General features: G+C 67.6%; 21 protein-coding genes. 14 read left to right on the top strand and 7 right to left on the bottom strand.

Features of this window, described 5'->3' with window-relative positions; all coding sequences use genetic code 11:
* Window positions 1–10 precede the first annotated feature (10 nt).
* From DPR14_RS12090 to DPR14_RS12080, 3 genes are read left to right on the top strand one after another with little or no spacing between them, the layout of a single operon-like run.
* Entirely contained in the window at window positions 11–1852 is a 1842-nt protein-coding gene (locus tag DPR14_RS12090) for an ABC transporter permease (protein WP_158045360.1), read from the top strand.
* Window positions 1853–1854: 2 nt separating this feature from the next.
* On the top strand, window positions 1855–2619 hold the full coding sequence (locus DPR14_RS27825; protein WP_158045359.1) for an ABC transporter ATP-binding protein: 765 nt from the start codon (window positions 1855–1857) through the stop codon (window positions 2617–2619).
* Entirely contained in the window at window positions 2616–3329 is a 714-nt protein-coding gene (locus tag DPR14_RS12080; protein ID WP_246149227.1) for an ABC transporter ATP-binding protein, read from the top strand. Before DPR14_RS27825 ends, DPR14_RS12080 begins: the two co-directional genes overlap by 4 nt.
* Before the next feature lie 5 nt (window positions 3330–3334).
* Here the strand turns inward: DPR14_RS12080 and DPR14_RS12075 are convergent, their stop codons facing one another.
* Window positions 3335–3544: a hypothetical protein gene (locus tag DPR14_RS12075; RefSeq protein WP_158045357.1), complete on the bottom strand. Its 210-nt coding sequence runs from the start codon at window positions 3542–3544 to the stop codon at window positions 3335–3337.
* 110 nt (window positions 3545–3654) lie between these two features.
* Between DPR14_RS12075 and DPR14_RS12070 the strand changes: the two genes are divergently transcribed.
* The 7 genes from DPR14_RS12070 to DPR14_RS12040 all read left to right on the top strand — a co-directional run bounded on the left by DPR14_RS12070 (window position 3655) and on the right by DPR14_RS12040 (window position 12880).
* Window positions 3655–4002, top strand: coding sequence for a hypothetical protein (locus tag DPR14_RS12070; protein WP_158045356.1), 348 nt, complete (start codon window positions 3655–3657; stop codon window positions 4000–4002).
* 100 nt (window positions 4003–4102) lie between these two features.
* Window positions 4103–4537 (top strand): hypothetical protein, encoded by a 435-nt coding sequence (locus tag DPR14_RS12065; RefSeq protein ID WP_158045355.1) that lies wholly within the window; start codon window positions 4103–4105, stop codon window positions 4535–4537.
* Between the two features lie 112 nt (window positions 4538–4649).
* Window positions 4650–5552: a hypothetical protein gene (locus DPR14_RS12060; protein ID WP_211103976.1), complete on the top strand. Its 903-nt coding sequence runs from the start codon at window positions 4650–4652 to the stop codon at window positions 5550–5552.
* A gap of 445 nt (window positions 5553–5997) precedes the next feature.
* Complete coding sequence (locus DPR14_RS12055; protein ID WP_192499436.1) at window positions 5998–7701, top strand: ATP-binding response regulator; 1704 nt, start codon at window positions 5998–6000, stop codon at window positions 7699–7701.
* A gap of 32 nt (window positions 7702–7733) precedes the next feature.
* Entirely contained in the window at window positions 7734–9767 is a 2034-nt protein-coding gene (locus DPR14_RS12050; protein WP_158045353.1) for a TOL_0244 family TonB-dependent receptor, read from the top strand.
* A gap of 3 nt (window positions 9768–9770) precedes the next feature.
* Entirely contained in the window at window positions 9771–10343 is a 573-nt protein-coding gene (locus tag DPR14_RS12045; RefSeq protein WP_158045352.1) for a TOL_0243 family YfiR-like periplasmic protein, read from the top strand.
* Window positions 10337–12880, top strand: coding sequence for an ATP-binding protein (locus DPR14_RS12040; protein ID WP_158045351.1), 2544 nt, complete (start codon window positions 10337–10339; stop codon window positions 12878–12880). Before DPR14_RS12045 ends, DPR14_RS12040 begins: the two co-directional genes overlap by 7 nt.
* Here the strand turns inward: DPR14_RS12040 and otnC are convergent.
* The 6 genes from otnC to ltnD all read right to left on the bottom strand — a co-directional run bounded on the left by otnC (window position 12870) and on the right by ltnD (window position 19096).
* A complete protein-coding gene (gene otnC, locus DPR14_RS12035) occupies window positions 12870–13505 on the bottom strand; it encodes a 3-oxo-tetronate 4-phosphate decarboxylase (protein WP_158045350.1) in 636 nt (211 codons plus the stop codon). The two genes, DPR14_RS12040 and otnC, sit on opposite strands and share 11 nt — an antisense overlap.
* A 22-nt stretch (window positions 13506–13527) precedes the next feature.
* Window positions 13528–14931, bottom strand: coding sequence for a GntP family permease (locus tag DPR14_RS12030; protein WP_158045349.1), 1404 nt, complete (start codon window positions 14929–14931; stop codon window positions 13528–13530).
* Between the two features lie 59 nt (window positions 14932–14990).
* Window positions 14991–15947: a D-erythronate dehydrogenase gene (denD, locus tag DPR14_RS12025; RefSeq protein ID WP_158045348.1), complete on the bottom strand. Its 957-nt coding sequence runs from the start codon at window positions 15945–15947 to the stop codon at window positions 14991–14993.
* Between the two features lie 170 nt (window positions 15948–16117).
* The gene (locus tag DPR14_RS12020) at window positions 16118–16918 is read right to left on the bottom strand and encodes a DeoR/GlpR family DNA-binding transcription regulator (RefSeq protein ID WP_246149224.1); all 801 of its coding nucleotides are present in this window, start codon (window positions 16916–16918) and stop codon (window positions 16118–16120) included.
* 10 nt (window positions 16919–16928) lie between these two features.
* Window positions 16929–18185 (bottom strand): 3-oxo-tetronate kinase, encoded by a 1257-nt coding sequence (gene otnK / locus DPR14_RS12015; RefSeq protein ID WP_158045347.1) that lies wholly within the window; start codon window positions 18183–18185, stop codon window positions 16929–16931.
* Window positions 18185–19096, bottom strand: coding sequence for an L-threonate dehydrogenase (gene ltnD, locus DPR14_RS12010; protein ID WP_211103974.1), 912 nt, complete (start codon window positions 19094–19096; stop codon window positions 18185–18187). The genes otnK and ltnD overlap by 1 nt, the downstream gene beginning before the upstream one ends.
* Window positions 19097–19332: 236 nt before the next feature.
* On the opposite strand from ltnD, the gene DPR14_RS12005 reads away from it, so the two are divergent.
* From DPR14_RS12005 to DPR14_RS11990, 4 genes are read left to right on the top strand one after another with little or no spacing between them, the layout of a single operon-like run.
* Entirely contained in the window at window positions 19333–20433 is a 1101-nt protein-coding gene (locus tag DPR14_RS12005) for an ABC transporter substrate-binding protein (RefSeq protein ID WP_158045345.1), read from the top strand.
* Between the two features lie 4 nt (window positions 20434–20437).
* Window positions 20438–21517, top strand: a complete 1080-nt coding sequence (locus DPR14_RS12000; RefSeq protein ID WP_246149221.1) for a FecCD family ABC transporter permease — start codon at window positions 20438–20440, stop codon at window positions 21515–21517.
* A complete protein-coding gene (locus DPR14_RS11995) occupies window positions 21514–22338 on the top strand; it encodes an ABC transporter ATP-binding protein (protein WP_246149218.1) in 825 nt (274 codons plus the stop codon). The genes DPR14_RS12000 and DPR14_RS11995 overlap by 4 nt, the downstream gene beginning before the upstream one ends.
* A 37-nt stretch (window positions 22339–22375) precedes the next feature.
* Window positions 22376–22660, top strand: a complete 285-nt coding sequence (locus DPR14_RS11990) for a DUF2218 domain-containing protein (RefSeq protein ID WP_158045344.1) — start codon at window positions 22376–22378, stop codon at window positions 22658–22660.
* Window positions 22661–22713: the final 53 nt, after the last annotated feature.

Below are 22713 nucleotides of genomic sequence, written 5' to 3'. Positions count from 1 at the left end.
TGCCCGGCAGATGGGCTTCTATTTTGTCCAGTTCCTGGGCGGCCTCGCCCAGGCGTCGTCGCTGTTCCTGGTCGCGGCAGGGCTCTCGATCATTTTCGGGGTGACCCGGATCGTCAATTTCGCCCACGGCTCCCTCTACATGCTGGGCGCCTACGCCGCCTACTCCCTGGCCGAGCGGATGAGCGGCCCGATCGGGTTCTGGACCGCCGTCGCCCTGTCCTCCTTCGCGGTGGGGCTGGCCGGGGTGGCGATCGAGGTGCTGGTGTTGCGCCGCCTCTACCGCAGCCCGGAGCTGTTCCAGCTCCTCGCCACCTTCGGCGTCGTCCTGGTGGTCCAGGATCTGGTGCTGGCGGCCTGGGGACCGGAGGACCTGCTGGGTCCCCGAGCGCCGGGCCTTGAAGGCGTGGTGCGGATACTCGGGCGGCCCTTCCCGGAATACGACCTGCTGCTGATCGCGCTCGGTCCGGCCGTGCTGGGCCTGCTCTGGCTGCTGTTCCACCGCACCCGCTGGGGAACGCTCGTCCGCGCCGCCACCCAGGACCGGGAGATGACGGCGGCCCTGGGCATCAACCAGAGCTGGCTGTTCACCTCCGTCCTGTTTCTCGGCTCGGCCCTGGCGGGACTGGGCGGGGCGTTGCAGGTCCCGCGCGAGGCGGCGAACCTGCATATGGACATCAACGTGGTGGTCGAGGCCTTCGTGGTGGTCGTGGTCGGCGGAATGGGCAGCGTCGGCGGGGCGTTCCTGGCGGCCGTGCTGATCGGGCTGATCCAGGCATTCGGTATCCTGGTCTTTCCGCAGATCACCCTGGTCGTGGTCTTCCTGTTCATGGCCGTGGTCCTGGTGGTGCGTCCGCACGGCCTGCTCGGCCGCCCCCAGGCGGCGGCACGCGGCGGCGGCCATGGCGTCGAGACTCCCCTAAGCCCCGCGACGCCTGGCCTGCGGCTCGCGGGAGCGGTTCTGCTGGCGGTGCTGGCCGCCCTTCCCGCCCTGCTCGGCGACTATGCCCTGGCGGTGCTGACCGAGATGACGATCCTGGCGCTGTTCGCCGCCAGCCTGCATTTCATGATGGGTCCGGGCGGCATGGTATCGTTCGGCCATGCCGCCTATTTCGGCCTCGGAGCCTACGGCGCGGGGCTGCTGGTCAAGCACCTGTCGGCCGGCATGGCGGCAGGGCTGGCGGCCGCTCCGCTGCTCGCCGGGATGGGAGCCCTGCTGTTCGGATGGTTCTGCGTGCGGCTGTCGGGGGTCTATCTGGCGATGCTCACCCTGGCTTTCGCCCAGATCGTCTGGTCCGTGGCCTTCCAGTGGTCCGCCGTGACGGGAGGGGACAACGGCATTCTCGGCGTCTGGCCGGCATCGTGGGCGTCACCGCGCTGGGTCTTCTACTACCTGTCGCTGGCCCTGTGTGCCGGCGGCATCCTGATGATGCGCCGGATCATCTTCTCGCCCTTCGGGTTCGCGTTGCGGGCCGGCCGGGATTCGCCTCTCCGGGCCGACGCGGTCGGCATCGACGTGCGCCGCCATCAATGGTTGGCCTTCGCGGTCGCCGGCGCCTTCGCCGGTCTGGCCGGCGGGCTCTACGCCTACTCCAAGGGCAGCGTCTTCCCGACCCTGCTGGCGATCCCCCGCTCGGTCGATGCCCTGGTGATGGTGCTGCTGGGCGGCGTGCAGACGCTGTCCGGGCCGCTGGCCGGGGCCGCGGTGTTCCACGCGCTGAGCACGGAGATGGTCCGCCATACCGACTACTGGAGACTGATGCTGGGCCTCGCGATCATCCTGCTGGTGCTGCTCTTCCCCCAGGGCGTCGTCGGAACCCTGTCCCGTCTCGCGGCCGGGCGGGAGGCCCGGTGACCATGGCGGTACTCGACGTCTCCGGCCTGTCCAAGTCGTTCGGCGGCGTCCATGCCGTCAAGGGCGTGGATTTCTCGGTCGCGGCCGGCGAACTGCTTGCCCTGGTCGGACCCAACGGCGCCGGCAAGACCACCTGCTTCAACATGCTGAACGGCCAGATCCGGCCCGACGCCGGAGACATCCGGCTGAACGGTGCCAGCTTGGTCGGCAAGTCGCCTCGCCGGATCTGGCGCCTGGGCGTCGGCCGGACCTTCCAGATAACCGCCACCTTCGGCTCAATGACCGTGCTGGAGAACATCCAGATGGTGCTGATATCGCACCACCGGCGGCTTTACGACCTATGGGGCCGGGCATCGCGCCGCCATATCGACGCGGCCCTGGCCCTGCTCGATCTCGTCGGCATGGTCCCGCAAGCGGACCGCCCATGCGGCGTGCTGGCCTATGGCGACCTGAAACGGGTCGAACTGGCGATGGCGCTGGCGGGAGAGCCCCGGCTGCTCCTGATGGACGAGCCGACAGCCGGCATGGCCCCCGCGGAGCGCATCGACCTGATGGCCCTGACCGCCGAACTCGTCCGGGAGCGCGGCATCGCCGTTCTGTTCACGGAGCACGACATGGATGTCGTCTTCGCCCACGCCGACCGGATCATCGTGCTGAACCGCGGCGAACTGATCGCGTCCGGCCCGCCGCGGGAGGTGCGCGCCGACCGCCGGGTCCAGGAGATCTATCTCGGCAGCGGCGCCATGTTCGCGAGCGGGTCGCCGTGACCGCCCCGATCCTGCGGGTGGAGCGCCTGAACAGTTTCTACGGCCGTGCCCATATCCTGTCGGACGTCACGCTGTCCGCCTCGCGCGGCGAGGTGGTGGCCCTTCTAGGGCGCAACGGCGCCGGCAAGTCCACGACCCTGCGCTCGATCATGGGACTGGTCGACAGCCGCCGGGGCGACGTGATGTTCGACGGGCACGACGTCTCCCGCCGGGCCCCACACGAGATCGCACGGCTCGGCCTCGGCTACGTGCCGGAGGACCGCCGCATCTTCACCGAACTGACGGTGATGGAAAACCTGGAGGTCGGGCGCCGGCCCCGGCGCAACGGCGCTCCCCACTGGACGCCGGACCGCCTCTTCGCCCTGTTCCCCAACCTCGCGGAGATGCGCTGCCGCCGCGGCGGCAGCATGAGCGGCGGCGAGCAGCAGATGCTCACCATCGCCCGGACCCTGATGGGGAATCCGCTGGCAGTCCTGCTCGACGAGCCCTCGGAAGGGCTCGCCCCGCGCATCGTCGAGATGATGGCCCACGCGATCGTCGGCCTGAAGGCCGAGGGCCTGACCATCATCCTGTCCGAGCAGAACCTGCACTTCGCCAGGCTGGTCGGCGACCGGGCCTACGTGATCGAGAAGGGACGGATCCGCTTCGGCGGCACCCTGGAGGAGCTTGCCGCCGACGAGCAGGTCCGGCGGGCCTACCTTGCGCTGTGACCCCGCTATACGTCCCGGTTGTACGCCGTGACCGCCAGTTCGACCATCCGCTCCAGCACGCGGTCGATGTCTATGTCGGAGCTGGCCTCGTCCACCAGGATCTCCTCAAGGTATGTGCGAAGGCTGAACGCCTCGACCTCGCCGACCTCGTGCTTCGCCGTCAGAGGCATCTCGCCCAGCGCCTTGGCGGCGCGCTTCAGTCTTGCTTCCTGCATTTCCTGTTCCTGTAGTCGGTGCAATCCAATAACGTCCGGTATGGGAGTATGACGCCGGGTGTTCCCCGATTGCGGACGATAAAGGGCCGTACGGGCCAGGAAGGTAAGGAATGTTCCTTTCGACCGTGGAAGGTCGTTACTGGGTCGAATTGATCGACCAGGCGACCGCGGATTGGGAAAGTTTCCGCATGAACCATGCCGTGTCCAAGTATTTCGCCAAGCATGTCGCCGACCGCCGCGCGATGCCGCCCGGCGACTTCGCCGAAGCGCGCTTCTTTTCCCTTCGGAACCGAAACGCCGAGCCGGTATCGACGGCGATGATCCGGCCGAAGCGGATCGATGTCGGCGTCGCCCACGCCAACAAGTCACCGTTCCCCGAATTCATGGAGGACTACTCGCTCCTGGCGCGCCATATGCGCGTGGCGTTCGACACGCGGTGCTATCCGTACGGCCGGTGACGGCGGCCGGGTGACCGGCGGCACGCGGTTTGCTCATGCCTCGGCCTTATCCATGATTCTGTCGGAAACCCGCCAGAATCCCTGCCGAGAGGAGCAATCGATGGTACCGATGCTGACATTGGCCCTGCGTCTCGCCCGCCGGTTTCCCGACGACGCGGCCCTGCTCGCCGAGCTGCGGGAGGACAAGCTGGTCCGCAGGACGATCGACGCCTGCGAGTTCCTGGCCCTGGCCGCGCGTGAACGGCAGACCGTCACCGTCGCCGAGCTGGCCGCCGCGGTGAAGCTGCCGCTTTCCGGCAGTGCGCAGGCGGCCAACGCGAAATCGGTCGCCACCATCCTGGCGGCGCTGACCACGCATGATTTCGAGAATGCCCGTCCCCTGCTGACCGCGCTGGTCCGCCGCCGGGACGGCAAGCGGCCGCCGCCCGCCTTCTTCGCGCTGGTCGACGAGTTCGGCCTGCTCGCCTCCTACGACGACGAGGATGCTTTCCTGGAGGACGAGACCGCCCGGGTCCACCGCGCCTGGACCGCCTGAGGAAAGGCCGCCCGATGGGTAAATCCGGATTAATCCGGGACGGCGCGACTTCCCGATTACCCGACCCGGTCAAAATGGATCATGATACGGCCGACTCTTGGGGGAGCTGCCGATGTTCGACATGACCACGCTCACGGCGGAAGCGTTCGGGCAGGAGATCTCAAAAGCCTACCGGAACACTTTCGGCGTGCGGGAGCCCCAGAGGGCGGATTTCCTGGCATGCGCCGCCCGGCTCGCGGTGGAGCGGATCGCCAACAGCGACGCTCTTTACCACGATGTCCACCACACGATCATGGTGACGCTGGTCGGACAGGATATCCTGCGCGGCCGGATCATCTCGCACCGGGTCACGCCGTCCGACTGGGTGCATTTCCTGCTGGCGCTGATGACGCACGATATCGGCTACGTCCGCGGCGTATGTCCCGGCGACGAGGCGGACACCTGCGTGATCGACGATGCCGGAAATTCGATACGCCTGCCCAGGGGATCGACCGACGCGTTCCTCGCCCCCTACCACATCGAGCGCTCCAAGCTGTTCGTGCGCGCCCGGTTCGGCGACGATCCCGAAATCGACGCGGACCGGGTGACCCGGAGCATCGAGCTGACCCGGTTCCCGGTGCCGGACGACGGCGACCACGACGCGACCGATACCGAGGCCGGCTTGGTCAGGGCCGCCGACCTGGTGGGCCAGCTCGCCGACCCGATGTACATGCGCAAGATCTCGGGCCTCTTTCACGAATTCCGGGAGACCGGAGTGGCGGACCGGCTGGGCTACCAGTCGCCCGCCGATCTGGTCGATTATTACCCGGAGTTCTTCTGGACCCGGATCGAGCCCTATGTCGGGCATGGCCTCCGCTACCTCCAGATGACCAGCTCGGGCAAGCGCTGGATCGCCAACCTGTACAGCCACGTGTTCGCGGTGGAGCACCGCCGCCGCAGCCTCGGCCCGCACATTCCGCAGCAGAGCGAGGATGTGCGGGGCGGAACGCCGCCGGGCCGCCCGGATGCCGGGTAGGCAGGTCCCGGTCTCCCCGACCCGCTGATGGTGCGGCCGATGTCGGCCATGGCCGAAACGGCTCCGCCCGCGGCTTCCTGGATCTGGGCTACCGGAGGCGACCACGGTGAAGCCCTTTGCCGGCCCTCCCGGTGCAGGCGGCATCGATCGTCGCATTCAGGGCCGGCATACTGGTTTGCGACGCGACGGACAGGATCAGCCCGATGCCCTCGCCGATCCGCTGCGCCGCCTCGGATATTGCTTGCCCCGCCTCCCCGCCTCCTATCACCAAACGCTTATGCAGCTAGCCCGATCGTCGCCGGACAGGAGAGCCAAGGTCGTAATGCATTAAACCGCTTTTTCCGATAACTTTATTAAAAGCGGAACTCGACGGGCGGTTCGGAAGAAGCCTGGCCGGTCGCAGTACGCCGCAGGAGCGTTTTTCCCACGGATTTGAATGGTCGCCATGCATGTCGAATCAGCAAACTCCGGCTGGAGCGATTGGAGGCAACCCTTCGTTCTCGTCGTCGACGACGATCCGGTGGCCCGATATCTCTACCGACAGGCTCTGGAGCAGGAAGGCTTCCAGGTCGCGGATGCGAGCGATGGCGGTCCCGCACTCGCGATCTTTCAGGAGCGCGAGCCCGATCTGGTGCTGCTCGATGTTCTCATGCCGGGAATGGACGGCTTCGCGACCTGCGCCGCCCTGCGCCGCCTCCCCATGGGTATCGGCGCCCATGTACCGGTCCTGATGGTCACCGGGCTGGACGATGTCGGGTCGATCCGCACCGCCTACGATGCCGGGGCGACCGACTTCGTCACCAAGCCGATCAACTGGACGATCCTGATACAACGCCTGCGCTACATGCTGCGGGCGAACGAAAGCCTGCGGCGGCTGGGCGAGAGCGAGCGGCGGCTGGCCCAGGCACAGCGCATCGCGGCGTTGGGCAGCTGGGACTGGGACATCCGGTCGGGAGAAATGACATGGTCCCGCGAGATGTTCCGCCTCCTGGGCTACGATGCCGGCCCCGATGCCGTCTATGACGGTGTCGCGGAAGTCCGGCCGAGCCTTTCCGCCGTGATCGACCGCGTGCATCCGGACGACCGCGCACATTTCGAGGCCGCCATCGACCGCATCCTCGCGGCAGGCGCGCCGGTCGAGAAAGGAATCGACGTACGCATCGCCGGAACCGGAGAGCAAGACCTCGACGAAAAGCGGATCATACGCTTCACGGGGCGGACGGTTCTTGACCGTCGCGGGAGAGTGGTGCGCGTCGTCGGCGTGGCGCAGGACATATCCGAACGGCGGCGCGGCGAGGACACGCTGCGCCAGGCGCTGGAGCAGGCCGAGGCCGCGAACCGTGCCAAGTCGGACTTCCTGGCGAACATGAGCCACGAGCTTCGCACGCCCATGAACGCGATCCTGGGCTTCACCGAGATCATGGACATGAAGCTTTACGGACCGCTCGGCAACGATCATTACCAGGACTACGTCCGGATAATCCATGAGAGCGGCGAACACCTTCTGCAGCTGATCAACGCGATCCTTGACCTGTCCAAGGCCGAACAGGGCATGATCGAACTTCGCGAGGACAGAATCGACGTGTGCGGGACCTTGCGAGCCTGCCGCCGGCTGCTCCAGACGCAGGCCGACGCCAAGCACATCGCCTTGTCACTCGACCTGCCCGATCAGCCGCCGCCCATCCTGTGGGCGGACGAGTTCCGGGTCAGGCAGATCCTGCTGAACATCCTGTCGAACGCGCTGAAGTTCACTCCCGAAGGGGGAAAGGTGACGCTCCGGATCCGCTGCGACTCCCCCGGCGGAGACCCCGCAGGGGAACAGTCGGGCGGATTAGTGTTCGAAGTCGCCGACACAGGCATCGGAATGCGGGTCGAGGATATCCCGATCGCCCTGGCCAAGTTCGGGCAGATCGACAGTTCCCTGTCGCGCCGCTACGACGGTACCGGCCTCGGTCTGCCGTTGACGAAACGGCTGATCGAACTTCACGGCGGATCGCTGTGCATCCACAGCGCCGTTGGTGTCGGTACGACGGTCTCGGTGACGTTCCCGCAGAGCCGGCTGCTCGCCGACAAACGGCGGAGGACGGCCGAAGACGAGATGGTTCTTCCGAAAATTAGACCTTTTTTAAACCAAATTGCCGCAAATTAGAATACCTGCGTATATTCCATGGGGTAGCTACCGTGCGACTCAGGCCCGGTCTCAAGGCGCTGCTGTCGGTTATCACCGCGGCTCTCCTGCCGATGGCGTCCAGCGCAATCGCAGCCGAACGGGCCGGTATAGCGGACCTGACGCATCTCAGCCTCGAAGACCTGATGAACCTCCGGGTCGAGGTCACCTCGGCATCGAAGCGGACCGAGACGCTGGGCAAGGTCGCCGCAGCCGTTTCCGTCCTTACCGGTGACGACATCCGGCGCTCCGGCGCCACCAGCATTCCCGACGCGCTTCGCCTGATTTCCGGGGTCCAGGTCGCTCGCATCAACGCCAGCAAGTACGCGATTTCGGCGCGGGGGTTCAACGGGCGGTTCGCCAACAAGCTCCTGGTGCTGATCGACGGGCGCAGCATCTACACGCCCCTGTTCTCCGGCGTCTTCTGGGAACTGCAGGACACGCTCCTGGAAGACGTCGACCGCATCGAGGTCATCCGTGGCCCCGGCGCAACGCTGTGGGGTGCCAACGCGGTCAACGGCGTGATCAACATCATCACCAAGCCGGCCGCGGCAACCCAGGGCCTTCTCGTGACCGGCGCCGCCGGCGTCGAGGAACGGGCATCGGGCGGTATCCGGTTCGGCGACGCCTTCGCCGGCGGGGACGGCCACTACCGGATCCATGCCAAGCACATGCGCCGTGACGGGGGCCTGACAGAGTCGGGAGAAGAGGCGTCCGACGACATGAACCGCAGCCGCTTCGGCTTCCGCGCGGACTGGAACTCCGGCCCGGCGAACAGCTTCACCGCGCAGGGCGGCGTCACCACCGGGCGGGCGGGCGAAAGCTCCACGATGTTCGAACCCACGGCACCTTTCGCCCGCACGGTCGAACAACAGGACAGGCTGCTGAACGCCGACATCCTGGGACGATGGACCCGGACTCTTTCGACTGCCTCGGAGATTTCGCTCCGGGCCTATGTCAGCCGGGAGACCGTCCACCTGCCCCAGGTAAAGGTGACGAATGACACCCTGGACGTGGAGTTCCAGCATCATGTCAAACCGCTGGAACGGCACGATATGGTCTGGGGAGCCGGATACCGGCTGCACTCCGACGATATCGATAGCACCTTCTCCCTTTCGGTCGCACCGGTCCGGCGGACGGAGCAGGTGATCAACGCTTTCGTCCAGGACGAGATCACGCTGATTCCCGACATGCTCCGCTTCACCGTGGGGTCCAAATTCGAACAGAACGGCTACAGCGGCGTCGAACTGCAGCCGAGCGCCCGCCTGCTTTGGACCCCCGCGGCGGATCACACGTTCTGGACCGCCGTATCGCGCGCGGTGCGCACGCCGTCACGGGCCGAGGATGACATCCGGATCGTGCAGACGACCCGGCCCGGGCCGGGCGGACTGCCGGTGACGGTCGAGGCGACGGGACAGCGTGGCTTCGATTCGGAGGATCTGCTGGCGTTCGAAGCCGGCTACCGGACCAACCCGGTCGCCAACCTGTCGCTTGACGTTGCGGCCTTCTACAACATCTACGACAATCTGCTGTCGCTGGAGCCCCAGCCGATCGCCTTCTCCGCCTCTCCGGCGCCGCGGTTCGCGTTGCCGCTCCTGGCCGGCAACCGCCTGAGCGCCAGGACCTGGGGAGCGGAGGTCGCCGCCGAGTGGCAGCCGATCGAAAGCTGGCGGTTTCGCGGCGCCTATACCCTGCTGAAGATGGACGCGGAGTCCGATGCCGGCAGCGGCGACACCGTCTCTGCGGCAGCCGCCAACGGCAGCAGTCCACAGCATCAGCTCGATCTCCAGTCCTCCACCGACTTGACGGACGACATCGAACTCGACGTGATCCTTCGGCATGTCGGTGATCTGCCGGCGCTTGGGATCGACGGCTACACGACCCTGGATGCGCGCATAGGCTGGCGGGTGGCGGAAGGCGTGGAGCTGTCCCTGGTCGGGCAGAACCTCGTCGGCGGCGCCCGCCTCGAATACCGCCCGGAGTTCCTGTCCACCGATCCAACCCGCGTGGAGCGCGGCGTCTATGCCAAAGCGACGCTGCGATTCTGAAGCATGCCTCGCCGCTCCGTCCTGAACCTGACCTTGGAAGCCGTGGCCATTCTGGCCTTGCTGCTCTCGACCGGCGGCCTTGTCCCCAGGGTCTCCGCAGCTCCCAGCGAGTACGAGGTCAAGGCCGCGTTTCTCTACAACTTCGCGAAGTTCACGGATTGGCCCTCCGCGCAGAAAGCGGGTCTGGAGCCGTTCACCATCTGCATACTGGGCGAAGACCCGTTCGGCACGGCGCTGGACATGCTGCAGGGCAAGCCCGTCGACGGGAGACCGGTCGCCATCCGGCGGATGATGAAGCCCGAAGACCTGAAGTGGTGCCGGATCATGTTCGTCGGACGCCCATACGCCGACGGGATGGAACGCCTCGCCGGGTACCTGCAAGGCCAACCCGTCCTGACCGTCGGGGACAATCCCGGGTTCGTCCGCTCGGGCGGCATGATCGGTTTCGTACCCGACGACGGACGCATCCGGTTCGAGATCGATCCCGACCGGATCTCTCCGACCGGCCTGACCGTCAGTTCGCAGCTTCTGAACCTGGCGGTCATCGTCCGCAGCAAGGAGAGTTCGGGATGGTGACGCTGTTCCGCCTGATGCCGCTTCGGCGCAAGCTGATCACCATCATGCTGCTGACCAGCGGCATCAGCCTCCTGATGATCACGGCGGCCCTCATCCTGCACGAGGAAATCCGCTTCCGCGAGAGCGCCGTCAAGCAACTCGCCTCGATCGGCAAAATCATTGCGGCCAATACCACGGCGGCGCTGTCGTTCGACGATCCTGCCGCGGCCGAGGACACCCTCGCGGCATTGGCCGCCCAGCCGGAGATCCGACAGGCGCACATCATACGGCGCAACGGCGCGATGTTCGCGGCCTATCCCGCCGGCCATGATCCGGCGGCTCCGGGTCCCGACGAGGATCATCACCAATACCTGGATTTTCTCGATCGCGCCGTCGAGACGCCCCGTTCAGGAGAAGGCGCGGAATTCTATTCCTTCCGGCCGAACGGGCTGGACGTTTACGTTCCCATCCGCCTGGACGATGAACTGCTGGGCCTTGTCCATCTGACGTCGGACATGGCCGAGCTCAGCAGCAATCTCTCCCGCTACTACGTCATCGTGACGCTTGCCGCGGTCATCTCGCTGCTGGTCACCGTCCTGGTCTCGGCTCGGCTCCAGCGGGTGGTCTCCGCGCCGATCATGGACCTGACCAGGACCATGGCCGGCGTTTCCCAGTCCAACGACTACGCCGTCCGCCTGCCCCGCCGGTACCGGGACGCGCGGTATCCCGCCCGCCGCGGGGACGAGATCGACGCGCTGCTCGACGGCTTCAACGACATGCTGCTTCAGATCGGGCTGCGGGACGAGCGGCTTGCCCGCCAGGGAGAGATCCTCGAATCCCAGGTCGCCGATCGCACCGCCGCCCTCTCGACCGCCAATGACGAACTGGAGCGGACCGTCCGCGAGCTCCGGCACGCGAAGCGGACCGCGGAGGCGGCGAACCGGGCGAAGTCAGAATTCCTGGCGAACATGAGCCATGAGATCCGGACACCCATGAACGGCGTGCTCGGCATGATGGAGCTGCTTCTCGAAACCGATCTGTCGGACCGACAGCGGCGTTACGCCGAGGCTGTGCGGCGCTCCGGAGAAACCCTGGTCAACCTGATCAACTCGATCCTGGACCTGTCGAAGATCGAGGCCGGGAAGATGGAGCTGGAGCTGGGTGCGCTGGATGTCCGGACGCTCGTTCGCGACCTGACCGATTTCTTCCACGGGCAAGCCGCCGCCAAGGGCGTCGACCTGGCCTGCGTCGTGCCGGCTTCGATTCCCGCCGGGCTGATCGGCGATGCCGGACGCCTCCGGCAGATCCTGACCAACCTGATCGGCAACGCGATCAAGTTCACCGGGAACGGCGGCGCGGTGACGGTACGGGTCGGACTCGCCGACATGACGCCGGGACAGGATGCGCCAGCCGGACGGGTGCGGCTGAGGTTCGAGGTGACCGACACCGGAATCGGCATTCAGCCTGACACGCAGGCGGCCATCTTCGAAGCATTCGCCCAGGCCGACGGCTCGACCACCCGGCGTTACGGCGGAACCGGGCTGGGGCTGGCGATCGCCCGCCAGCTCTGCGTCCTGATGGGTGGGGAGATCGGGGTCGCCAGTGCGCCCGGCAGCGGCTCCACCTTCTGGTTCACCGCCCAGTTCCACAACCCTGCCGACGGCGAACCTGCCCCGGCGGCCAGAGCCGCGGCACCGGCGCGCGTGCAGGATCGCGATGGCGCGCGGCGTCTGTCGGGTCGCGTCCTGCTGGTCGAGGACAATCCGGTCAATCGCGAAGTCGCCACGGAAAGGCTCATGCGGCTGGGCTGCACGGTCGATGTGGCAGCCAACGGGATCGAGGCGCTCGACCGCGTGCGCCACCACGGATACGACCTGATCCTGATGGATTGCCAAATGCCCGAGCTGGACGGCTTCGACGCGACCCGGGCGATCCGCCTGGACGAAACTCGGCAGCCGGAAACGAGGGCCAGGCACGTGCCGATCGTCGCCCTGACCGCGAACGCACTTGACGGAGACCGGGAGCGCTGCCTCGCCGCGGGAATGGACGATTACCTCGCGAAACCCTTCAGCCACGGTCAGCTGTCCGCCGTGCTGGAACGCTGGCTGACACCAAGCGGGTGTCCCGCCACCGGGGCGCCCGGCGTTGCGGAGACGGCGGGGTCTCCGGCGCCGCTGGATTCGCGGACTCTCGACGAACTGCGCCGGATGGGCGGCGGCAGGCCGGACGTCCTGGCCAGCGTGGCAAGAATCTATTTGGAAAGCACGCCGGAGCTGCTGGACCGCCTCCGTACGGGAGCGAAGGCCAGCGACTGGCAGCTCCTCGCCGCGACGGCCCACGCGCTGAAATCGAGCAGCGGCAGCATTGGAGCCCTGGAACTGTCGGGACGGTGCCGGGACTTGGAGACGGCGGCCCGCCGGGCCGCCGGCGGGGCGGTCCCGGACGACCTGGCGCCCGGCCGGGCAGTCGACGCCATCGAGGCGGAGTATGGGCAGGTGTGCGCCGCCCTTGCCTCCCTCGCGCCGCCGGCACCGCCCGCCGAAACGGTCAGCTTTTGAAAACGACGCCCAGTTCCGCGACCTGCTCCGGCGTCAGCGGCCGGGTCTGGTGCCCGTGGAGCAGGAAGTGGAGCTTGGCGGTCTCCTCAAGTTCCTCCAGCGCGTAGAGCGCGTCGTTCAGGCTCCTGCCGGCGATCACCGGGCCGTGGTTCGCCAGCAGGACGGCGGCATGCTTGACCGCCATTTCCTTCACCGCCAGGGCCAGCCGCTCGTCGCCCGGGCGATAGTAGGGCACCAGGGCGAGGTCGCCGACTCGCATAACATAGTATGCGGTCAACGGCGGCAGGACCGGCGCGCCGGGCTTGTGGTCCAGGCACGACACCGCGACCGAGTGGGTCGAGTGGGTGTGGACGATGGCGCCCGCGTCCGGCCGCACGTCATAGACGCAAGTGTGCAGGAAGGCTTCCTTGGACGGCGGGTCGCCCCCGACATGCCGCCCGGAGGCGTCCAGCCGGGCCAGCCGCGCCGGGTCGAGCAGGCCCAGCGAGCTGTTGGTCGGCGTCACCAGCCAGCCGTCGTCCAGCCGGACGCTGAGATTGCCCGAGGACCCGTGGACCAGCCCACGCCGATACAGCAGGTCGCCCATCCGGCACAGGACCTCGCGGGCTTCGTTTTCCCTCGTCATCCGGCTTCTCTCCTCCCCTTGTTCAGCCCACCAGGGCGTTGGCGACCAGCAGGGTCACCATGGCGGTGGCCCAGCATAGCGTGGTCGGAACCGACCAGACGAGCATCTGGTGCTTCGCGTTCTTGACGCCCAGCATCCGGTTGATCACCCAGAAGTAGCTGTCGTTGAAATAACCGAACGCCATGGAACCGATCGCCGCCGCCTGGGCCGCGAACACCATGTTGACGTCCGGGATCTGCATCAGGATCGGGGCCGAGATCGAGGCGCCGGTGATCATCGCGACCGTGCCGCTGCCCTGGATCAGCCGCACCAGGGAGGAGATCACGAACGGGATCAGCACGGCCGGCAGCGGCAGTGTCGCCACCAGCTCGCCCATGTACTGGCCGGTGCCGCTGTCGCGCAGCACCGCTCCCAGCGCACCGCCCGCGCCGGTGACCAGCAGGATGATGCCGGCGCTCTCGACGCCCTTCTCCATCTCCATGATGACTTCGTCGCGCGGCCGGCGCGCCGCCAGGCCGTAGACCGCCACGACGACGCCCAATCCCACCGCGATGACCGGGTTGCCGATGAAAGCCGCGATCTGGACCGGCAGGGAGGCAGCCAGGACGGCGTCGCCGCTCGCCTTGACGATACCCGCGACCAGCGTGTTGACGAAGATCAGCACGATCGGGACGACGATCGGCAGGACCGACAGCCACAGCGGCGGCAGCTCGGCCGACCGGGCCTGCTCGGCGTCCTTGAACTGGCGGTAGGCGGCGCTCAGGTCCTCGCCGGTGTCGCGCTGGATCATCGCCTCGATCCGGGGGCCCATGAAGCGGGCGTACCAGATCAGCACGAAGGTGCTGGGCAGGGTCAGCACGACGCCCCAGAAGATCATCAGGCCGATGTCGATGCCGTAGATGCCGGCGACGCCCAGGGGTCCCGGGGTCGGCGGCACCGCGTGGTGGGTCAACATCAGGCCGCCGGCCAGCGAGATGCCGAGCGTCAGCAGCGACTTGCCGGTCTTCTGGGACAGCGCCCGGACCAGCGGGCTCAGGATGACGAAGGCGCTGTCGCAGAAGATCGGGATCGAGACGATGTAGCCGGTGGCCGTCATCGCCCATTCCTCCCGCTTCTCGCCCAGCGTGCGGACGAAGCTGAGCGCCATGCGCTCGGCGGCGCCGGAGATTTCCAGGATACGGCCCATCATGACGCCGAACCCGATGACGAGGCCGATGGTGGAAAGCGTGGCGCCGAAGCCCGTCGTGATCGACTTGACGACCCCTTCCGGCGCCATGCCGGCCGACAGGCCGGAGATCGAGGCGGCGACGACCAGCGCCAGGACGGGGTGGATCTTCGTGCGCAGGACCAGCACGATCAGGATGAAGATGGCGAACGCCAGGCCGAAGATGGCCGTGGGACCGACCGCGGAGACCGCGCCGTTCATTGGGGTGCTTCCTTGAGATTCTTGATTGCTTGATTGCTTGATGGTTAACGGGCGGCGGCCTACAGGCCGTGGTCGCCCAAGTGACTGCGCACCACGGTGTCGAAATCGCCGTCCCGCTCGAATCCGAGGGACAGGCTGCGGGAGACGTCGAAGTCGCCGGGCCAGCTCAGGACGATGTTCTTGATGCGCTCGTCCTCCCGGAAGCTGACGCGGACGCGGGCTTCCGTGCCGCCGACCCGCTCCAGGCTGTCCAGCATTTCGGCGACGGTGACGGACAGGCCGGGCAGGTTGACGGTGCGGTGGTCGTCGAACCGGCCGCCCTCGACCGAGCCGGCGTGGATCAGGTTCGCGATCACGGTGGACGGGGAGGAGATCCACAGGCGGGTGTCGGCCGGCACCGGGCAGACGCTCTCGATCCCGGCCAGCGGCTCGCGGATGATGCCGCTGGCGAAGGACGACGCGGCGGCGTTCGGCTTGCCCGGGCGCACCACGATGGTCGGCAGACGGCAGACCCGGCCGTCCACGAAGCCCTTCCGGGAGAAGTCGTTGACCAGCAGCTCGCCGATCGCCTTCTGCGCGCCGTAGGACGACTGCGGCATCACCGCGATGTCGTCGGGGACCACTTCCGGCAGCTTGCCGCCGAACACAGCCAGCGAGCTGGCGAAGACGAAGCGCGGCGGCTCGGGCAGGCGCCGGCAAGCCTCCAGCAGCGTGCGGGTGCCGTTCAGGTTGACCGCCATGCCGAGGTCGAAGTCGGCCTCCGCCTGCCCGCTGACCACGGCGGCGAGATGGTAGACCGCGGCGACGTCAGGCGTGACGACGCCGTCGATGAAATCCCTGTCGGCGATGTTGCCGATGACCGACCGGACGCGCGGGTCGGTGACCGGACAGGGCGCCAGATCGACCGAGACGATCGAGGAGAAATCCGGGAAGCCGGGTGCGGCGCCCTGCGACAGCAGCGTGCCGATCAGGCGGGCGCCGAGAAAGCCGGCCCCGCCGGTGACGACGAGTTTCATAGGTGCTCATACCCCTGTAGGATTGTACTGGTCTTTTTGTGGTCCGGCACCGTGGCCGGAGCGTTGATGCGCGGTGTCGGCGTTCGCCCTGGCGGGCGAAGGCCGACCTACGACAATCCGCGCCGCAGGCCTTGTCAGAACCATTGTGCAGCACCAGTGGTTTCGGGCGGTCAGACGGCGCCGGACTCAGCTAGCTGGTCCGCGATATGGACGGTTATGCCCATCCTCGCGATGGCGTCACGCACGTTCGGGGCCAGCCTGTCGTCGGTCACGACAGCACCGAGGGCCTCCAGGGGCACGGCGTTGAAGGTCCCGACCTTGCCGTACTTGCTGGAGTCCGTGACCAGCACGGCCTTGACCGCGCTCTGCACGATCGCCTGCTTGACCGGTATCTTGTTCTCCGCCGGCGTCGAGACTCCCCGCATGCCCCAGGACGAGGTCGACAGGAAAGCGATGTCGAAGTTGTAGCGCCGGATCGCCTGGGCCGCCGTGTCGCCGACGCAGGACTGGTTCTCCCGCTCCACCTCGCCGCCGGTATGGTAGAGCCGGCAGGCGGAGTGGCGGGCCAGGTAGCCCGCGACGACGAAGTCGTTGGTGACGACCGTGATGTCGGAACGCTCCGGCAGCCGTCGGGCGATCTCCAGCGTCGTCGTTCCCGCATCCAGGTAGACGACGGCGCCTTCCGGCACGAGGGCCGCCGCGGTGCGGCCGATGGCGGCCTTCTGCTCGTGCTGAAGGCGCGACTTGACCACGTGCGACGGCTCGACCGAGATCCGCTCCGGCAGCCGCACGCCGCCCGGTACCGTCATGACGTGCCCGTCGCGTTCCAGCTGCTGGATGTCTCGGCGGACGGTCATGTGCGACACGCCGAGCAGTTCGGTCAGCTCCGCGATGCTGATGACGCCTCGGCCGGCGAGGCTGGACGTGATGAAGTGCTGCCGCTCGGCCGGGATCATCTGAGCCTTGGCCATGGCGGCAGCCTCAGCCCTGCCGTTCCTGCGCATCGAAGAAGAAGTGCTGCCCGCCGAAGTTGCCCGACTTCAGCGCCAGCGAGATCGGCCGGTCCACCGCCCGCACCCAGGGGACGCCCGGCGCGATCTGCGGACCGATATGGAAGCCGGTCACGCCGAGCGACTGCACGACCACGCCGGAGGTCTCGCCCCCGGCGACGATGAAGGTGTCGGTTCCGTCCTCCGCCAGCAGCTTCGCAAGCCGGCCGAAGGTCCGCTCCACCGCGGCGCTGGCCTGCTCGGCGCCGTACTGCTGCTGGATCCGGCCGAGCGTGTCGGGATCGGTCGTCGCATAGACCAGCGGCGCCAGATCGCCGCCCTGCTGGTCCTTCACCCAGGCGAACAGCTCCTCGGCGTATTCGTCGTCGGTCAGGCAACGGACGACGTCCACCGGGCAGGCCGGCGCCTCTTCCTTGTAGGCCGCCACCTGGGCGTTGGTCATCTGGGAGCAGGAACCGGACAGCACGACCGGCCGCTCGCCCGACGGACGGCCGGCCGCTGCCGCCTGCGCCGGGTCGCTGAGCCGGTCGGTCCAGGCCTTGGCCATGCCGTCGGCCAGGCCGGAACCGCCGGTCACCAGCTTCATGCCGGCGACCGCCTTACCGACCGTCGCCACGTCCTGGGAGTTCAGCACGTCGAGGACGGCATAGCGCATACCCTGGGCGCGCAGGGATTCCAGGGCGGACTTGACCGCCTCGGGGCCGCGGGCGACGTCGTCGCTGCGGACGTTGCCGCATTTCCCCTTGGACTGCGCTTCCATCAGGCGCATCAGGTTGCTGTCGGTCATGGGCGTCACCGGGTGGTGCCGCATGCCGGATTCGGCCAGCGGCACGCCGTTGACGAACAGGTAGCCGTTGTAGATCGTCCGCCCGTTGACCGGCAGCGCCGGGCAGATGACCGTCAGGTCCTCGCCCAGGGCGTCCAGCAGGGCATCGGTCACCGGGCCGATATTGCCGCGCGCGGTGCTGTCGAAGGTCGAGCAGTACTTGAAGAAGAACTGCTCGCAGTTCCGCTCGCGCAGCCAGTCCAGCGCCTGGAGGCTCATGGCGACCGCCTCGCCGGGCGGGTTGGAGCGCGACTTGAGGCTGATCACGACGGCGTCGGCCTGGACCTGGAGATCCTTGTCCGGCACGCCGTTGAGCTGGATGGTGCTGAGCCCGTTGGCGACCAGGAAGCCCGCGATGTCGGTCGCTCCCGTGAAATCGTCGGCGATGATCCCGAGACGCATCACTTGGTCTCCTTTTCCGGCAGGGTGATCCCGGCGAAGGTCTTGATCACGGCGCTGTCGTCCAGCTTGCCGTAGCCGGCGTTGCTGGCGTTGGCGAACATGGTGAAGGCGGTGGAGGCCAGCGGCAGCGGGAACTTGAGCGAGCGGCCGGTCTCGGTCACGAGCCCCAGGTCCTTGACGAAGATGTCCACGGACGAGGTCGGGGTATAGTCGCCGTCGACCACATGCTTCATGCGGTTCTCGAACATCCAGGAATTGCCGGCCGCATGGGTCACGACGTCGTACATGAGGTCGAGCGGGATACCGGCGCGGGCCGCGAGAGCCATCGCTTCGGCCCCGGCCGCGATATGGACGCCTGCCAAGAGCTGGTGGATGATCTTGACGGTGGCGCCCTGCCCGATCTCCGAACCGATCTCGTAGACCTTGCCGGCCACGGCGTCCAGCAGGGGCCTCAGCTTCGCGAAAGCCTCGGTGCTGCCGGAGGCCATCACGGTCATCTCGCCAGCCGCCGCCTTGGCCGCCCCGCCGGAGACGGGAGCGTCCAGCATCAGCAGGCCATGCTCGGCGAGGTCCGCGCCGATCGACCGGGCGTCGTCGGCGGAGATCGTCGCGGAGACCATCACGCCGGTTCCGGGCCGCAGCTTGCCGGCGAGCCCGTCGCCGCCGAACAGGACCGCCCGGCATTGCGCGGCGTTGACGACCAGCAGGAGCACAGCGTCGAGCCGGTCCGCAAAGGCCGAACCGTCCGCGGCGACTTCGGCGGCGCCGGCCTCTTTCAAGTCGGCCCGGGCGGCTTCACTGAGGTCGATGCCGTAGGTCCGCAGGCCGGCGCGGATGCACGACTTCGCCGCCCCCATTCCCATGGAACCGAGCCCGACTACGCAGACGTGGTACGCGTTCGCTGCCGCCACGACGATCCTCCGGATGTTATGTTTTGTGCCTGATTGCTGGCTACCCCACCAAGTATCACAAATCTTAAACCAGTAAAGCTGTTTTTCACATAGTTTCACAGACGTGACCGGGCTGCACCTTCCGCGGATACTCGCGCGCACTTGCCGGAAGAGATTGCTATCGCGACTTATTCGCATTATCACAGGGGCGTTTCAGACCTTGCGCCCCGGTGGAGATTATGATGTCGAGAGTTGGAATGCTGGCCCGGACCCTGGCCGTCTGCGCGACCTTGCTCGGTCCGGCGGCGGCGCTGGCGGCCGGACCGATCACGGTCACGGACGTGGACGGGCGGCAGGTCGTCCTGCAGCAGCCGGCGAAGCGGATCCTGCTCGGGGAGGGCCGTTACCTCAATGCCCTGTCCCTGCTCGCTCCCGATCCGGTCGCCCTGGTCGCCGGCTGGCTGGGCGAGCTGAAGCGGCTGGACTCCGCTGCCTACGCCGCCTATCAGGCGAAGTTCCCGGCCGTGGACGAGATCCCGCTGGTCGGCGTCACCAGCGAGGAGACCTTCTCGATCGAGAAGGCCCTGGCGGTGGAACCCGACCTCGCGGTGTTCGGCACCCAGGGTCACGGCCCGTCGCGCTCCAGCGAGGCGATCCAGCAGCTCACCGCAGCCGGCATCCCCGTCATCTTCCTGGATTTCCGCGCGCAGCCGCTGGAGAACACGCTGCCGAGCCTGATGGCGCTGGGCCAGGCCATCGGGCGGGAGAAGGAGGCGCTGGCCTATGCCGACTTCTACCGGGAGCGGATGGCGCGGATCTCCTCGCGGCTCGACGCGGCGAAGCCGGCCCGCCCCAAGGTGCTGATGGACATGCATGCCGGCGTGCGCGACTGCTGCTCCTCCCCCGGCCAGGGCAACCTGGGCGGCTTCATCGGTTTCGCGGGCGGCCACAATATCGGCGGCGACGTGATCCCCGGACCGCTCGGACCGCTGAACCTCGAATACATCATTGACCAGAACCCTGACGTCTACATCGCGACCGGCGGGACCAACCGATCCAACGCCGGCGGCGTCCTGGTCGGCACCGGCATTCCGGAGGACGACACGCGGGACTCGCTCCGGCGCGTGGCGGAACGGCCGGGCATCGGCAGCCTTGCCGCGGTCGGCATGGGGCAGGTCCATGCCTTGTGGCACAACTTCTACAATTCCCCGCTGAACATCCTGGCCCTGGAGGCTCTCGCCACCTGGATCCATCCCGACCTGTTCAAGGACGTCGATCCCGCGGCGACGCTGGCGGAGATCAATTCCCGGTTCCTGGCGGTTCCCGACGAGGGCACCTACTGGGCGTCCCTGGACTGATGCCGTGAACCAGCCCTTCGCCCCTGCCCTCGCCGCCTCCCCCGGCGCCGCCGATGCGCTCGCCGGTTATGGCCGGATGGTTCGCGTCCGGGCCGCTATCCTGGCCCTGCTCGGTTTGGGCCTCGCGGCGGCCTTCTGCCTCGACCTCGTCACGGGGCCTTCCAGCATGGGCATCGCCGACGTGCTGCGCGGGTTGACGGCACCGGAAAGCCTGAGCCGGCCGGCCGCGGTGATCCTCTGGGACGTGCGGATGCCGCAGGCGCTCATGGCCATCCTGGTCGGCGCCGCGCTGGCCCTGGCCGGCGCCGAGATGCAGACAGTCCTCAACAACCCGCTGGCCAGCCCGTTCACCCTCGGGGTGTCCTCCGCGGCATCGCTCGGCGCCGCCATCGCCATCGTCCTGGGGATCGGCATCGCGGGAGTGCCGCAGAACTGGATCGTCTCCGCCAATGCCTTCGTCTTCGCTTTCGGATCGGTCCTGCTGCTCCAGGCGCTGTCCCGGATGCGCGGCACCGGGGTGGAGACGCTGGTGCTGCTCGGCATCGCCCTGGTCTTCACCTTCAACGCCCTGGTCGCGATCCTTCAGTTCGTCGCGACCGAGGAGGCGTTGCAGCAGCTGGTGTTCTGGAGCATGGGCAGCCTGGCGCGGTCCAGTTGGGACAAGATCAGCGTCCTGGTCCTTGTGCTGGCCTGCTGCGTGCCCTTCTCGTTCGGGGCGGCGTGGCGGATGACCGCGCTCCGGCTGGGCGAGGACCGCGCGCGGAGCTTCGGCATCAATGTCGGCCGGCTGCGCTTCGCCTCGCTGTTCCGGATCAGCGTGCTGGCCGCGACGGCGGTCGCCTTCGTCGGCACCATCGGCTTCATCGGGCTGGTCGGGCCGCATATCGCCCGCCTGCTGATCGGCGAGGACCACCGCTTCTTCCTGCCGGCCAGCGCGCTGGCCGGAGCGCTGGTGATGTCGCTGTCTTCGGTCGTGGGCAAGCTGATCGTGCCGGGCGTTCTGATCCCGATCGGGCTGGTCACGTCGCTGATCGGCGTGCCCGTGTTCCTGGCGCTGATCCTGTCCAGGCGGGAGCGGACATGACTTCCCACTCCTCAATGGACAGCACGGCCGCCATGAAGAGCACGGGGCTGAAGATAACGGGACTTACCGCCGGCTACCGGCGGCGTCCGGTGATCCGCGACCTGTCTCTGCCCACCTTCGAACCGGGGAGCATGGTGGCCCTGGTCGGGCCGAACGCGGCCGGCAAGTCCACCCTGCTGCGAGCCCTCGCCGGCCTGATGAAATCCCGGGGCGACATCCTGCTGAACGGCGGGGATGTCACGGCGATGCCGGCGACGGATCGCGCCGCCGCCATCACCTACATGCCCCAGTCCCTGCCCCAGCGCGTGGCGCTGACCGTGATGGAGGCGGTGCTGAGCGCGCTCCGCGCCTCCCCTTCCCGCGGCGGCGAGGATGCGGAAGCCCAGCGCCGCCGGGCGATCGGGGCGCTGGACCGGCTCGCCATCGGGCATCTGGCCCTGGAGTCCCTGGACGAGCTTTCCGGCGGCCAGCGCCAGATGGCCAGCCTCGCCCAGGCGATCGTCCGCGAGCCGCGGGTGCTGCTGCTGGACGAGCCGACCAGCGCGCTCGACCTGCATTACCAGTACCGGGTGATGAGCCGGGTCCGCGAACTGGCCCGGGAACGCGGCATCATCACGGTCGTGGTCCTGCACGACATCAGCCTGGCCTGCCGCTGGGCGGACCGGGTCGTCGTGCTGTCCCGGGGCGAGATCGCCGCCGTCGGCAGTCCGTCCGAGGCTGTCACGCCGGACATCCTGGCCCGGGTGTACGGGGTGGAAGCACGGGTCGAGACCTGCTCCCGGGGCGTGCTCCAGGTTCTCGTCGACAATCCCCTATTATAAACAGGCCCCTATAGTAAACAGGCAAGAGGGAAAGCCCATGTTCACATCGACCTCCCACGTGGCCACCGACAAGGCGGAGCGGTTCATGACGCAGCTCTGCAAGCACTTCGCCCACAAGATCCCCGCAACGTTGGAGAATGGCAGCGGCCGTATCCAGTTCGAGGCCGGCATTTGCCTTCTGGAGCCCGGACCCGAATTCCTGACCCTGCGGGTCGAAGCCGGGAGCGAGGACCAGCGGAATACCGTCGAGGACGTGGTCAAGAGACACCTGGAACGCTTCATGTGGAAGGAGCCCGCGGAGATCACCTGGAACAGGGAGTGACGCGCCTCTCTTCAAAGATTGAGAATGATTTGCATCCGCATTGCGAACCTGTA

The organism is Skermanella pratensis (assembly GCF_008843145.1).
Classification (GTDB): domain Bacteria; phylum Pseudomonadota; class Alphaproteobacteria; order Azospirillales; family Azospirillaceae; genus Skermanella; species Skermanella pratensis.
The sequence above is the reverse complement of the archived record's forward strand: the minus strand, read 5'-3'. Positions and strand labels throughout refer to the sequence as shown.